This window comes from Psychrobacter sp. ER1 (assembly GCF_048631835.1).
GTDB lineage: Bacteria > Pseudomonadota > Gammaproteobacteria > Pseudomonadales > Moraxellaceae > Psychrobacter.
Window position 1 is genome coordinate 948,712 of sequence record NZ_CP184640.1, and the last position, 15,335, is coordinate 964,046.

10 protein-coding genes are annotated in these 15,335 nt (G+C 43.3%); 2 read left to right on the forward strand and 8 right to left on the reverse strand.

Annotation, left to right across the window (positions count from 1 at the left end; all coding sequences use genetic code 11):
- Positions 1-145: 145 nt before the first annotated feature.
- Both ACOBWA_RS04440 and ACOBWA_RS04445 read right to left on the reverse strand, forming a co-directional pair.
- Entirely contained in the window at positions 146-1,489 is a 1,344-nt protein-coding gene (locus ACOBWA_RS04440; protein WP_420230317.1) for a peptidylprolyl isomerase, read from the reverse strand.
- A gap of 203 nt (positions 1,490-1,692) precedes the next feature.
- A complete protein-coding gene (locus tag ACOBWA_RS04445) occupies positions 1,693-4,785 on the reverse strand; it encodes an LPS-assembly protein LptD (RefSeq protein ID WP_420230318.1) in 3,093 nt (1,030 codons plus the stop codon).
- A 380-nt stretch (positions 4,786-5,165) separates the two neighbouring features.
- Here ACOBWA_RS04445 and ACOBWA_RS04450 point away from each other — a divergent pair, with 380 nt between their 5' ends.
- Positions 5,166-6,269: an aminoglycoside phosphotransferase family protein gene (locus ACOBWA_RS04450; RefSeq protein WP_420230319.1), complete on the forward strand. Its 1,104-nt coding sequence runs from the start codon at positions 5,166-5,168 to the stop codon at positions 6,267-6,269.
- A 46-nt stretch (positions 6,270-6,315) separates the two neighbouring features.
- A complete protein-coding gene (gene murU, locus ACOBWA_RS04455; RefSeq protein WP_420230320.1) occupies positions 6,316-7,053 on the forward strand; it encodes an N-acetylmuramate alpha-1-phosphate uridylyltransferase MurU in 738 nt (245 codons plus the stop codon).
- Between the two features lie 178 nt (positions 7,054-7,231).
- On the opposite strand, the gene ACOBWA_RS04460 is transcribed toward murU, so the two are convergent.
- From ACOBWA_RS04460 to coq7, 6 genes are all read right to left on the reverse strand, one after another.
- The gene (locus tag ACOBWA_RS04460) at positions 7,232-7,348 is read right to left on the reverse strand and encodes a DUF2474 domain-containing protein (protein ID WP_101206161.1); all 117 of its coding nucleotides are present in this window, start codon (positions 7,346-7,348) and stop codon (positions 7,232-7,234) included.
- Positions 7,349-7,443: 95 nt separating this feature from the next.
- Positions 7,444-8,460 carry a cytochrome d ubiquinol oxidase subunit II gene (cydB, locus tag ACOBWA_RS04465; RefSeq protein WP_057759155.1) on the reverse strand — a complete coding sequence of 339 codons (1,017 nt, stop codon included), beginning with the start codon at positions 8,458-8,460 and terminating at the stop codon, positions 7,444-7,446.
- Positions 8,460-9,956 carry a cytochrome ubiquinol oxidase subunit I gene (locus tag ACOBWA_RS04470; protein WP_101206159.1) on the reverse strand — a complete coding sequence of 499 codons (1,497 nt, stop codon included), beginning with the start codon at positions 9,954-9,956 and terminating at the stop codon, positions 8,460-8,462. Before ACOBWA_RS04470 ends, cydB begins: the two co-directional genes overlap by 1 nt.
- 452 nt (positions 9,957-10,408) lie before the next feature.
- Entirely contained in the window at positions 10,409-12,814 is a 2,406-nt protein-coding gene (locus tag ACOBWA_RS04475; protein WP_420230321.1) for an esterase/lipase family protein, read from the reverse strand.
- A 372-nt stretch (positions 12,815-13,186) separates the two neighbouring features.
- Complete coding sequence (locus ACOBWA_RS04480; RefSeq protein ID WP_420230322.1) at positions 13,187-14,236, reverse strand: tetratricopeptide repeat protein; 1,050 nt, start codon at positions 14,234-14,236, stop codon at positions 13,187-13,189.
- Positions 14,237-14,486: 250 nt separating this feature from the next.
- A complete protein-coding gene (gene coq7, locus ACOBWA_RS04485; protein WP_201571247.1) occupies positions 14,487-15,125 on the reverse strand; it encodes a 2-polyprenyl-3-methyl-6-methoxy-1,4-benzoquinone monooxygenase in 639 nt (212 codons plus the stop codon).
- Positions 15,126-15,335 lie beyond the last annotated feature (210 nt).

Genomic DNA, 15,335 nt, shown 5'->3' on the forward strand with positions numbered 1-15,335 from the left:
ACTTTGGGATTTTCTCATCAAAGCTTCCAGTTAAATATCTAACTGCGCGAAATAAAGAAGGGTATATGCAATGGTATATACCCTTCTTTATTTAACTCGATTCAGTGCTTTCGCTAACTTAATACTATTAGCTTATTGCAACATATCAGCCAAGTATCTGAATATAAGCGCCAGCACGTAGCTCTTGTAACCAGTCTTCTTGAGCTTGTGGAGCTAGGCGTTGATACAATGCTTGACGTGCCATATTGCGACGATATTGCTCGCTAATATCTTGATCGCGCTTACCGTCGACTTTTAGGATATGCCAACCAAATTGCGTCTTAAATGGCGCAGAGTAGTCACCAACAGCCGTATTTTTCATTGTGGCTTCAAATGGACCAACCATATCTTCTTCGCTAACCCAATCAAGGTCGCCGCCACGTCCCGCAGAACCTGGATCGTCTGAATACGTTGAGGCTAAACTAGCAAAGTCAGCGCCGCCACGAAGCTGCTCGTATAGATCGTTAATTTTTTGTTCAGCAAGCGCGTCAGTCTGTAAATCATCGACTTTAACTAAGATATGGCGAGTATGCCACTGTGGTATCAACATTGTATTGCTGGCTTTTTTATCAGCAAGTTTGATGATATCAATCCCTTCAGGAGTCAATAATGGCTCGCTTACGGTACCAACGTCTAACTTGGTAATTTTGCTAGACAGTTCTGTCGGTAAAGAAGCAGCCTTGTGAAAGCCCATATCTCCACCTTGCAATGGAATCGGATAGCTACCTTGGCTAGCAGCAACGGCTTCAGCGACGTTGACATTTGGCTCAAGCAAACGCGTACGTAATGCTTGCGCGACTTTTAATGCTTCTTCACGTTGAGCGGCTGATAGGCGACTATAGTCATCTATATAAGGCACACGTACGTGAATGGTTTGATATTCGCTTTGATTCAGACGTTTGGCTTCAGGTGAGGCCAAAAATGCATCAATATCTTGCTCGCTAATACGTACTCGGCGAGTAATTTGACGCTGCTGTAGCGCTTGGATAGAAGCCTCTTCGATCAGTTTGGCACGTAGATTGGCATAACTACCAGGTTGTGCGGCATCTAGACGTTGCTGCAATGCTGCAATGCTATTAAGGCCTTCAGCTTGAGCGATTTGACCAAGACGTTGATTGATTTCTGCTTCATCGGCAGACAGTCCCGCACGTTTGACCATAGACAGTTGTAGTTCACGCAAAATAAGCGCGTTTAACACTTCAGACTGTAGTTGTGCTGAGTTTGCGATAGGCTCACCAGCCGCTTTTGCACGTGCTTGGGTCTGCTCGATAGCATCAACCAATTCGCTTTTTAAGATAGCATTTTCATTGACTAAAGCAATAATACCGTCTGTGCTATTGGCTGGCGTCAAGCGATCAACTGAGCTTTGCGCAACAGAAGTAGAAGCTTGAGCTGCTGCAGGTTTGACAGTAGCAGCGTTGGCACTTAACGTAAGCGTAAGGCCTGCCATAGATAGCAATACTGCTCTGCTAGTCTGACGTAAAGAAAAAATCTCATGATGCTCCTCATCAATGTCATTGCATCGTATAGTAGTTGGTCAACTCTATCCGATACCCTTAATAATAAAATATTCGACAGCGTTTCCCATAATAGGGGTTCAAATAGTGTCTTATAAATATTTACGTAAATAACTCTAATCTAGCAAAAAACTGGTTAGTCTTTCCATGCCGTCTGTACAGGTTCAAAGCCCAAAATCTTATCAGCAAGCAATCGTGTCAAGCGGCTACTACCGCTGCCAAGACCATTTAATCTAACTTCTGCCATAATAGCTTGTGTTGGCTCGTCTTTTACGTTTAGGTCATTGTAATAGCGGCGACCATAAACAGCAAAGCCGAAACAGCAGTCTTCATAATCAACGCCAATGAGTGAATCAAGCATTCTGTCGCTGTTCAGGTCATATTGACCTTGAGCCAATATTCGCCAGCTGTTATTGATAGGGAAAACAGCGGAAGCTGTAAACGCGGATAGTGGCAACTGCTCGGTATTGTCATCACGCTGACGTTTGACATAGCCCACATTAAATAAACTATTATTTGATGGTTGATAACGTAGTTCAGTCGTAATGTAGTTCAAATCATAATTACTGGTTAGGGCACCGCTAACATCAACCCAAAAATTATTATAAGGCTGAGTGTTGGTTTCCCATACCATACCTGAAGAAGACGAGGTAAAAACGGGCTGATCGTCATCAAATGTTACACGTCCATCATCTAGATAGAATTGTTCTGCAATGCTACCATCAAAACGTGTCACACCCGTTGCATCGATGTAACGATAATTGACGCCAGGCGTAATAGAATGCAAATCCTGCAAACGATCATGACCTAAAAACCAACTGTCTGAAAATAGCTGCTCATAGTTAATAGAGGCAATACGCGTATTAAAGTTAGGAATGTCGTTTTGGTTCTTATACGGTGAATACGTATATTTTACGCGCGGACTAAGTAAACGATAGCCGCCCATCGTATCGTCAAACGCACCAAATGGTGAGCCCGCTTGATAGAAGTGTAGACCTGCATCGATGCTGGCTTGTGGAACAAACACAGATTGACTGCCATCTTCTTCACTAAGCTGATTATCTTCTAAGCTATCTTCATCATATGACGTATATAGATGCTGCAAGCTAAGCTTAGGTTTAATATAACCCCAAGAGGTTTCCATCGGATAGGCGGCGCTCAGTTTATTATAAATACGTGCGCCACTTTTTTCGTTTTCAGAGCCATCATCGATAGACTTTTTGAAGTATGCAGAATCATGAATACCAGTGATATCGAAACGCTCAGCCCAAGGCAGGCGATAATTTAATTTGAGCTGTGGCAAGCGTGAATAGGGCTTGTCTTTGTCTTCTAACGCTTCACCACTATCAGTGAATGCATCTAGAGTCTGGAAGGTTTCTACCTTCAGTTCACCATCGACATAATCATTGTAGTAATTGACGCGAGCACGACGTGGCAAGTTTATGGTGCTATCCGACAAGCCCAACGTATCAAAATCATTAAGGTAATCGGCATCCGACACATAGTTGTATTCGGCATCAGCGCTTAATCGTGGAATGCTTTTCGACGCCCAAGTATGGTCATAAAACAAGCTGGTACGATCTTCGTCGTCATACTCTTTATCGTTTGGTAAGTATGAACCGTTTAAAATACCTTCCCCATAACTCTCAGTCAGGTAACGGAACTCACCTGACAGCATCGGGTTACGGTCAGTATAAATATGCGTGTTAAGGGTAGCATCATAATTAGGTGCCAAGTTGAAATAATACGGAATATCAACTTCAAGACCGCTTTCACTACTGACGCTAGCACTTGGCAATAAAAATCCACTACTACGGCGACTATCTATCGGGAAGTTAAAGTAGGGGAGATAAAATACGGGTATATCAGCCACACGGAAAGTGGTGTTATACGCTTCGCCGCGCCCTGTATCGGTATTTAGATCGATACTTTTGGCTTCAAACTGCCATTTGCGGTTGGTAGGTGGGCAGGTACTAAACATAACCTGATCCAGCTCGTATTCACTCTCATTCGGTTTGTTTAAGCGTTTGGCATAGCCGTGCGCTTGTAGACCAACACTGGCAAATGCCACATCATTGGCCGTTGATTGACCAGTCTCAGTATTGTAATTCAAGCTGTCTGCAACGCCAATTAGGCCGCCTTGTGCCGCTCTATCATTAAAGCTGGCTTGGCTGTTATTTGTAGCGGCATTGTTTGTAGAGACGTTGCTTGTACGCTGTCCAGTCGCATTATCTGTAAACATGACTTTGCCTTGAGCAGCCGCAACGCCATTGCTCAAGTCAATCATGACTTTTTCTGCTTCGATATGCTGAGTGCCTTGGTCAATTTTTACATTGCCTGATAGCTCAGCATAATTAATATTATTGTAATAACCGTAATCAGACTCAGTAAATAAAGGGGCTTGATTGTTCGGAACGCTAGCCACATTTGGTGCTGGTTGTCCGTTTGCCGTACCAGCTTCATTCACAGCACGTTGATAATTAGGGTTACTCTGCGGATATACCCATTGACCTTCACAGCGCTGGGCACTGTCCACGGCATTTGGCAGTAGACGTAAATCTCTACCGACCTTTGGAATCGTCTGTGCGGCAGGCATGGCGTTATTATGAGTATTGTTTGCTTCAGTGCTGATAGCCTCATTGTTTAATGTTGAAGCATCGGTATCTGGTGTTAGCTCATAAAACTCTGCTAAGCGCATTAAGCTGGCTTGAATACTCTCATCATTAAGGTTTAGTTTTCCATTGTCCGTTGTTATCGCTTTAGGGACAAAGGCACTGCTATCTGGTGTGTCACTGCTTGGTTGGTTGCTAGTTTCTGTATTTAGATTACTAGCATTAGAAACTTCGTTGCTAAAAGCTTCAGAGTCAGCAGCCTCATTAATATCTGTAATATCTGTAATATCTAAGTCATTGTTCTCAGAAAATCTACTATCTAATGCAGTATCATTCGATAAAGCAGCGTTATTCGTATTAGCAGAATTAGCATCGTCTGGATAGCTGTCATTTAGAATATCTGCTTCTTGATAGCCATCATTACTTTGAGTACGACTAATACTATTGGCGTCAGTCGCCACACTATTAGACGCATAGCTGCCTGTACTGTCCGTAGTGAGTGATTCAGTTTTTTGCGTATTGGCATCACCAATGGCAGCACTGACAGTTAGGCTAGATAAACCTAAGGCACCAAATAAGATCAAGCGGATGCTTTGGTAAAGCGGAGAATATAACAAGGGCACACCTATGATTGCAGAGCTTATTGGATTGCATGACTGAGTTTAGTAGCGGTATCACCGAACGACATAGAGCGATGAATAAGCGACTAAAATATGACTAATGTATTCTCAAAAATTTGGATGTTTTACATATAATGACGACTAATCATAGTCAAAAAAACCAAATCAGCTACACTATTTACCAAAATTTATAATATAGCCATGCTGATTTTTAAGTAGCGATAGCGATTCTATCCGACATCAAGTATTGAATGATATAGCAATACGTCTGTGGCAGCTTGTTTAGCACCGCCGCATATCGCTATTTTAGCAAGTATTTGTCCGACTTATCACTACTTTAATTATTTATGACTTATATTTAACCAGCGATGCCTAATATGACTGACAAAATGACTTTAGAGACTGATATGATCGATGAAAATAACAACCGCCAACAGCAATTAGAACAATGGTTACAGCAAGTATTTTTAGATCAAACATTTAGTCTAGATAGCTTACCTGGTGACGCTAGTGCCCGCCGATATCATCGTATCGAACTATCAGAGACAGACAAAAGCGCCAACAAGCATTATATCGTCATGGACTCTGCTGACGAGCAAGATGCGATGCTGCAGTTTATCAATGTTGCTAAGCTGATGGCACCTGCTGTCAACGTGCCGACTCTGACTGCACAAAATGTAGAAAAAGGATTTTTGGTATTACAAGATTTTGGCACAGTAGAGTTTGCCCATTTGCTTGTCGATGCCACCGCAGACCAAATCAATGACTACTATCAGCTAGCAATGCAGACATTAGTTGCGCTACAAACGGTACCAGTAGAAACGGCAAAGTCGCAACACCAGCTACCAGATTATGACACAGCACTATTAGACCGCGAGATGGATTTATTTAGCGAATGGTTTATGCCTTATATTGGTATAGTGCTAAATGAGCAAGTCTGGGGAAAACTAAAAACAGCATTAATGAATGAGATTTTGCGACAGCCACAAGTAGTGGTCCATCGTGATTATCACAGCCGCAACCTTATGCAAGATCAAGCAGATAAATCAAAGCTGGGCGTGATTGATTTTCAAGATGCCGTCATTGGTTCGTATGCTTATGATCTAGTGTCGTTAGTACGCGATGCTTATGTTGAGTGGTCAGAGAGCCAAATATCTGCATGGATTAATGACTTTTGGCAGCTACAAAAGCAAAAATCACTGACCACTGCTGATAGCGCGGTGCAGTTTGAAAACGATGTAAATGTCATAGGCGTACAACGTCATCTAAAGGTATTAGGGATTTTTATTCGTTTGTCTGAACGCGATGGCAAAGACCGCTATTTGGCGGATATTCCTAAAGTCATGCGTGATTTGATTATTGAATTAAACTGGCTTGCCAAACATGGCAGCGATGAACTCAAACAATCAATTATACCGTTTAACCAATGGTTACAAGAGGCAGTGCTACCTGCTTATAAAGAGAAGTTTGCTTCCGCGTAGATGACGCTCAGCTAAATTAATTTAAATAATAAAGATAGGAGCGCAGATGTCTACCTCTACGATTACACAAGCCATGATTTTGGCAGCGGGCAAGGGCACACGCCTACGTCCATTAACGCTTGAGACGCCTAAGCCTTTGGTTGAAGTCGCAGGTCAACCGCTTATAGTTTGGCATATTAAAGCACTACAAGCAGCAGGCATTACTGATATCACGGTCAATGCATCATGGTTGGCAGATAAGCTGGTGGACGCCTTAGGTGACGGTTCACAATATGGCGTAAAGCTGCATTGGTCAGTAGAAGACGATGAGCCACTTGAGACTGCAGGCGGCATTTTTCAGGCATTACAATCAGGTAAACTAAAGGATGAGCCATTTATTCTGGTCAATTCTGACGTTTGGACTACCTATGATTTTTCTCAATTAACAGACTATACATTGGGAGCGGATCAGCGCGCCCATTTATTATTGATTGATAATCCAGAGCACAATAATGGCGGCGATTTTGCGATTAATAATGGCCTTGCGAGTGAACAACCAGTGGGCGATGCGGATAAGTATACCTTCGCTGGTATTAGCGTAATGTCACCCAAATTGGTAGAAGGTCTGGTATCAGGACAACCTGCTGCATTAGCACCACTACTAAAGCAAGCAATGATAAAGTTTCAGATTACCGCTGAAGTGAGGACAGATAATTGGATAGACGTGGGGACACCTGAGCGTCTAACACAGGTTAATGAGTTTATCGAACAGAATGATATCGAGCATGCAGGTAAACCAAACTGATAAATTTAAGATAAATAAAAAGCAGCATTGATTATTCAACGCTGCTTTTTTATGCATATAGAGATATTTTTTACGACATGTCTAAAAGGTATATTGGCAAGACAAAAATGCAAATTTAGCATCTATCAAGCTACTCATTAGCTAACTAAATGCTCAATCGTATGATTATACAATTACGCTAAACACCCATGGCCAGTTTAATTAGCTGAGCAATGGTAAACACCACTAAAAACCCTGCCAAATATAGACCAACGAACCATGCCCATTGTGATTGTTTTTTACTGAACTTTTTCATAGAGATCTCCTGACTAGCGTATGAAGTGTGACTACCATCTATAAACGATGATAGCCATCCTTTTTAGCCGATCCGTTACCCGTCTCGATTAGCGACTAGTACATCGGATTGTGATCAGACTTACCTTTGAAGGTGTAGTAAGCAAATGCTGTATAGCTCAAGATAATCGGTAACATGATACAGGCGCCAATCAGCATGAATGATAATGAGGTATCGGCAGCAGCAGCCTCATAAATCGTCATTTGATACGGCACGATATAAGGGAATAGGGCAAAACAAACCCCGATATAACCCATTAAAAATAGAGCTACCGTTAGTAAAAATGGACGATACTCACGCTCAGTTTTTAAGTCTTTACGCATGATAAAGAATAAGAGCATGACAATGATAGGCATAGGAGCAAGGTACAACAAATCTGGGAAACTAAACCAGCCTTCTAATGCGTCGATGTCTGAGAAGTACATAAACGCTGTGACCACAACCATCGCTACTAGTAACGCAGTAAGCATCCACCTAGAAACTTGGCGCGCCCACACTTGCAACGTGTGCTCTGTTTTTATGATAAGCCACGTTGAACCAAGTAAGGCATAGCCAATAATCATGGCAAATCCGCACACAATCGAGAAGGGTGTGAGCCAATCAAATGGGCCACCAGTATATAGACGGTTACTGGCTTCTAACCCTTGCACTAACGCCCCAAGCATAATGCCTTGAGAGAAAGTGGCGACGACTGAGCCGACAAAGAAAAAGGTATCCCATACATGCCGGCGCGAAGAGGATTTGAAGCGAAACTCAAACGCCACGCCGCGCATGATAAGACCGAACAACATGGCAGTTACTGGCAAATATAGACCTGTCATAATGATGCCATAAGCAACAGGGAATGCTGCGAATAGACCACCACCGCCTAGCACTAGCCACGTCTCGTTGCCGTCCCAAAATGGCGCGATAGAGTTCATCATGCGGCTACGGTTTTTATCTGAGCCTGCAAAAGGGAACAAAATACCGCAGCCCAAATCAAAGCCATCAAGCAGTACATAGACAAAGACAGACAAAGCAATCAAACCGCCCCAAATGAGAGGTAAATCTAATACATCACCGAAGTTAAACATTAGCGTAATCCTCCATCATCGACATCATTTGCAGGCTCATCTAAGCCTTCTTCAGTACCTTTGGCAGGATTACTATCACCACTTAATGCGCGGCCTTGGCTCTCAGTCACTGAGTGCTCGTAGAAGTTATCTTCTGCAGGGTCTGTATAAGGTTTCGGTCCTTGAGCAATCAAGCGCAAGATATAAAAGCTGCCTGCACCAAAGACAAATATGTACAACACGATAAAGCCAATCAATGTCGTCGCTACTTGCTGTGCTGCAAGCGGAGACATACTTTCAGCAGTACGAATGACCCCATAAACCGTCCAAGGCTGACGTCCTGTCTCGGTTACGAACCAACCTGATAATAAGGCGATAAAACCAAGCGGAGTCATCATCATCCAAGCACGGTGGAACCATACACTGTCAGTATTGAACTGCTGTTTTTTGAAGTATTTGTAGAGACTGAATAGGCCGACCAGTACCATAAGCATGCCAATACCAACCATGATACGAAACGCCCAAAACACGATGATAACGGGTGGTTGATCTTCAGGTGCCCAGTTTTTTAGCCCTTTGACTTCACCATCTAACGAGTGGGTTAGGATTAAACCAGTCACATAAGGAATTTTTACTTCGTACTTATTGGTCTGATTTTCTTGGTCAGGAATCGCGAATAAGCGTAGTGCGGCACCGCGTTCATCCTCCCAGAGTCCTTCCATCGCAGCAACTTTAGCAGGTTGATGCTCAAGGGTATTTAGACCATGCTCATCACCAATTAATACCTGCGCTGGTGCAACAAAGATGGCCATAATCATCGCCATACCTAGCATCACACGACCATGCGCGCGGTGCTCGACGTGCTTTTTGGATTGAATGTAGTATGCGCCGATACCACCGATGACAAAGGCAGTGGTCAGAAAGGCTGCGGTCATCATATGAGCATAACGATAAGGGAACGAGGGGTTGAAAATAATTTCAAGCCAGTCAGTAGGATAGAGCAGGCCATCTGCACCCATCATAAAACCTTGAGGGGTTTGCATAAAGCTGTTGGCGGCTAATATCCAAAAACCTGAAATCAAGGTACCGATAGCAACGATGGCGGTTGAAGCAAAATGCATACGTTTGCTCACGCGACCCCACCCAAATAGCATAATACCTAAGAAGGACGCTTCTAAGAAGAACGCTGTCAATACCTCATAGGCGAGTAATGGGCCTAAAACGTTACCGGCCTTATCAGAGAATACTGCCCAGTTGGTACCGAACTGGTAGGACATCACCACACCTGATACTACGCCCAAACCAAAGACGACAGCAAATATTTTGACCCAATGCTTGTAAACTTCAGCATAGATAGGTTCACCAGTTCTTAACCAACGGAACTCAAGCACCGCAAGCCAGCTGGCAAGACCGATAGAAAAGGCAGGAAAGACGATATGGAACGAGATAACAAAAGCGAATTGGATACGCGCAAGCATCAGCGCATCGAGCTGGTCAATCATAAATGTAGCGAACATAAACGGTTACTCTCATCTGTTAGCTGAATAGCGCTGACTTCCATACAACGCTCAAGTAACTGTCCGTAAACTATCCATCGATCAAAGTGGCAAGCATTACGGGCAATAGCTCAGTGACGTGGACTTAGCTCCATTAGACATAAATTGTGGCTAAGTTTGCGACTCACTGTTTAGCTGAATTGAATAATTTATGTCCTTATAAATTTACATATTACTGTCATGTGCTATAGATATATTATGCGCTCACCTAGATATACACGCAAGCAACCCAGTCTGTCTGTTGCAGACCTAAGAGTCATCAAAATAACATAATTCAAACATTGAAAAATAAAATTAATATTATTAAAAACAAAGCAGTATGCGTGAACATACTGCTTATTTGAAACCTATAACTGATGTTTGAAGGTTGCGATTTATACGTCAAAAACTTTGTGAAATAACAAAAATCTACATCATTTTTGTAGCTGCTTGTGCAAAATTCTTCGCAACGTCAAAATGGTCTGCGGATTGGTCTGAATACTATGGCCGCCATTGATAATTGTCTCAGACGCGGCGCCATCGAGATGGGCGCTATTATAAGGAACGATACCATCTGACAAACGCTCGGTCAGTGCTTGACTGATATCATCATTAACTGTCACAGCGGCAACAAGCGGCTCAGGTGGTAGCTGTGATGTCTCAGTATTATCGCTGACATCAACACTCGCCGTTTCATTTCCAGAGTTGTCTTTTACCGCTTGAGACAAATCAATCTTGGCACCGTTTGGTTGCGTTTGTGCCAACCCTTTAGTGATATCGGCATCGTTATTGGCAATGATCGAATGGTAAGTGATTCGCTCATTCATAGTTATATCTTTGGTTAACTCTATAAAAGAAGACTTGTCACTTAACTGGCTGGCACCGTTCTGCAAATATAACGCGCCCAGTGGGTTTTGCGCCAAATCGCCTTGTGTGGCAATGGTCGCTAAGTTATCTGTGAATGTCTTGACCAGCCCTACGGGTAAGTAAACGATGCGGCGTAGCGCACGGGTGAACCAACGATCTGCATAATCTGTACCACGGAAAGGTGCAGATAGAAAAACAGCGGTGTCTACTTGCGGCAATGCCTGTAGCTCAAATCGTTCCTTTAATTCATTTTCGCCAAAAGACGTTTTGAGCGCGTTACGGATTTGCTGTTTCTCATTACTAGAGAGGATATCTTTGTCATTGAGCTTATCTAAATCATCGACTAAATTTTCATCAGATAGCATCATACGAGCGATAATGGCACCCATACTATGACTGATAATCACACTGTTTTGACTGGCACGATTTTGTCCATTGGGATCAGTCTGCTGGTAGGTGCTGTTAATTAACTGCTGAATCTGATAACGATTTTCTAAAATAGGCAGATTGGTTGGATAGAATATTTGCCAAACTTGGTAATTATCACGCAGCTTGTCATCATTAAGAATATCGTTGGTTAGATTGACCCATGTGGCTGGACTAGAGGCTAGCCCATGCAACATAATCAACACGCGTTTATCAGGATCATAAGGCTCAAGCATGAAGAGTTTGGGCAGCTGAGCATTTGGCTGGCGCGTAATCAAGTTTAAATAACCCACACCATCTAACTGGTTTTCTGATAACCATAAGCCATATCCCGCGGAAAAATTGGCTGCCAGTGGGTAGTCATCATTGAGGATATTTACGGATTCAGTTTGGTACGGATTGTATAAATGAATATCAAGCTTACGACTGCTCAGCGCATCTAATACGCTATCGCCGTCTGGCTTAATCAGACCCGTTAGTAAAAGATGTCCAGTCGGATAAATACGTGAGCTTGGCTCGCTGTCGTCGGTGTTTTTATCTTCATTTGTTAGTCGACCAGATAAGGAGGCGACCAGTAACTGACGGATTGTGGTGGTATAGCGATCATCCAACGACGCCACCAAGCTGATGCCTAAACCGGGACGCTTACTCACAGAATTGAGACCGGAGAGCCGTAGCTCATAAGTGGATGATAAGTCTGCCAAAGCGGAAGTTTGTTTATGAGCGTTTTGCAGATAGTTGTTTTCGTTGGGCAAATAAATATCAAGATTGTAATCATCTACAGTCACTTTCATGACTTTGACTTGGTCTGTTGCTTTGCCCTTTAGCGGTGGTCGATTAGCAATTGCTGCTTCATCCGTGTTATCACGCTTGGTAGAGGTTATTGGCAGGTATTCTACTGTCGTATCACCCATTAATTTATTGGCATTTTCAGTCGACTGATAGATTTGAGTGATAACGTCGTTACTGGCAGCGTTATAAATGTCTTGGGTTTGAATGTCATTGTCATTTGGAATACGGTTTTGCGCACGAGTGCTATTGCTGTTTTGCTCTGCACCTTCAAAGTCATGGGTCAAACTGTCATAAAACAGATAGGTGTAGCTGTATTTGACGGCATCAAATAACCTTGCTTGATAATCGGTTAAGCACAGGTCGGTCTCTTCTTGCTGTGTTTTTGCGTCATCATCACTTAAGGGCGCGTTGGCGTAATACGGATCAAGTGGCGGGCGTGCAAGTGCATTACGACAGTTTTTTGAGTCAGATAGTTGACGCGCTTTTGCATAGTGCAGCTCTGCAAAAATGGCCAAAGCAGGCCGATAGTGCTTGTTAAGCATACTGTCAGAGAGCTGAGTCAAGCATAAGTCAAATTGCTGCATACAGGCTTGCTCATTCAGTCCTGCTGATAATAAAGCAGATGCTGTGTCGCTACTTAACGCATTGTCAGTGACGATATTGCCGCGCTGGGCTGAGATGGTCTTGGCCGAGGCTTGTTTATCGACCGTCACCGTACTACACGCTGGTAGCAATACTGCTGCCGCCAAAAGCATAAGTGAAGTAATAGGCAGTTTTTTTTATTAATAGGCATTACTGTCTGTTTGCTAAAGCCAGCGAAAGTCATAAGTCAGTCCAATAAACGGTAGTTATGAGAGTATGAGTAATGAAAGTAGCAATTGATAATGAGTGTAGCGCAACTTTTGGCGTTAGACTATTCATTTGCAGTTTTACAAAGGTATGTTTCAAAACGAATGGGTTTCTGCTAGTCGAAAAAAGCGCTTTTGTCTTATAGATATAAAACAAAAGCGCTTGGTATTTGAAGCTTAGATTATTTATTAGAGATTTGACCTAATGAAAGTCTTATTAAACAAATATCTTTTGAATCAAACCCTCAGTAGCAGCTAATCTCAACAAGCACATAATTTCTAAGCACCTGGTTTTACACTGATGTCAGGGGCAGGAATATCCCAAATATAGAATTTGCCTTCTTCAACAAGTTTGATTTGTTGAGGAATGACAGTGTTGTTAGGGTATTGCCCTTCAAGACGACGTAGGCGCTCTAACGCATTAGCACGGCGGTCACTGAGTAGATCTGACTGTGCCAAGCTTTGTTCTGCTTCGGTGTATCCTAAAGCGACAGCGCGATCTAGATACTTTTGACCTTCTTTGAAGCCGCCACCTTCTGATAGCATCATGCCGTATAGGAAGTTAGCCTCACCACTATCAGGTTGCAGCTTGATAGCGCGATCGACGTACTGGCCACCACGTACCGTGTAGTCTGAACCTAAGTCTAGGTTACGACCCATGCCGTTTAGCTTAGCGGCACGAAGCAATACATCAAAAGACGCGTCTGGCGACTTGGCATATGGCTCGATCCAATCAGCCAATACTTTGATTTTTTCACGTGTGTAATGGCGCTGTGAGCGGTTAGGGAAGTTTGGTGGATAGTGACGCGCGTTAGGGGATACGTCAGCGATGAAGTCATCTAATAAACTGACATCAAGCTTATCAGTACCTAGCCCTTTTTGTTGTGGAATTAGTACAGTTTTGACAAAGCTCATATCTGATAATTGTACTTGCGGTGTAGGAATATTCGGAAGTTGTCCGCTACGCAAGTCGATACCAGTAGCTGTCATTGGACCAGGCTCATAGACACGAGTAGTGCCGTTCATAACAGGTGCAGCAGCAGGCGTCATCATTTGTGCATTAGTCGGCTGGCTGTTGCTCGCAGATGCTGCTGGCAAGCTTGTTTGAGCAGTGTTGGCTTGAGCAGGACTGATGGCTGCATTAGGACGAGCAAGACGAATCACACGTTTGCTTGAATCCATCGCACTAGGTACAGCCGTTGCGGTGGCATCAGTTTCTGCTGCATTCACAGGTGCAGATAATAACATGGCACAGGTTGCAGCCATAACGGTCAACGTCGCAAACTTTGGTGACTTAATAGAGTGGCTACTAGAGAGAATCGCTTTCATAAAAATCGTTACCTTGTTTAATTTATTTGGTTGTTATTCATTGATCGGACGGTAATATAAATAGCGCATTGCTGCAAAATCGTACAAATTTTTAATACCGTAGCAAATTAAGCTTCACGCTATCTGTGGTAGGATTGTTAATTGCTAGAATTAAGCAAACCTACGTAAATCTGTGCAGACGTTGATGAGTAAGAAAGTCGACAACAGCAGCTAACAATAGTACCTGTAACCATAAGCCATAAGCCATAAGCTATAAGTGATAAGCGGTATCTTTCATACGATTTGCCATCCATCGCATGGTACGACGTACTGGAGGAGATAAAGCAGCGCCGCCGCTTGCAAGTGCTAGCTCACGATGATGCAGCTCCTCTTTATCCATTTGTGCCAGTATTTCTTTTGAGCGCTGATCATGTTCAGGTAGCTGCTTAATATGATCCTGTAGATGCTCGCTGACCTGTGCTTCTGTCTCTGCTACAAACCCTAGACTAAACTCATTGGAGATCGCGCCTGCTACCGCACCGAGTCCAAAGGACATACCGTACCAAAGCGGCGTAAATACGCTGGCATGGCTACCAAGCTCGCTTAGACGAGTCTCGCACCAGACCAAATGATCGACTTCTTCTTCGGCCGATTGTTGCATGGCTTGTTTGACACCACTATCTTTCGCGGCAAACGCTTGGCCATGGTATAGACCTTGCGCACATACTTCACCTGTATGATTGATACGCATAAGACCTGAGACGTGCCGCGCTTCTGTGATGGTCAGCTCAGGAATCTCATCGCTACTGACGGGCAATGGACGCGTGCTTGGATTGGAATGTGGCACGACAGCTCGTAATGCCTTATCGACCCCAAGTAACAACTGGTCAATTTTAGATAAAGGACGCAGGGTCATAACTCACTCCTGATGGTGTTAAAAACTGTCAATAAAATAAAGTATGTTACCGTCCAAAAGCAACGGCATGATGCGTATTACTATAACAAACAATCCAAATTATCGGCCCGAATATTACTGTCTAGATAGCTCATAAATAACCTATAGATAGTTCGTAGGTTGCTATAGCAATAAAAGCAACGAAGTCATCATCGCAACATTAGA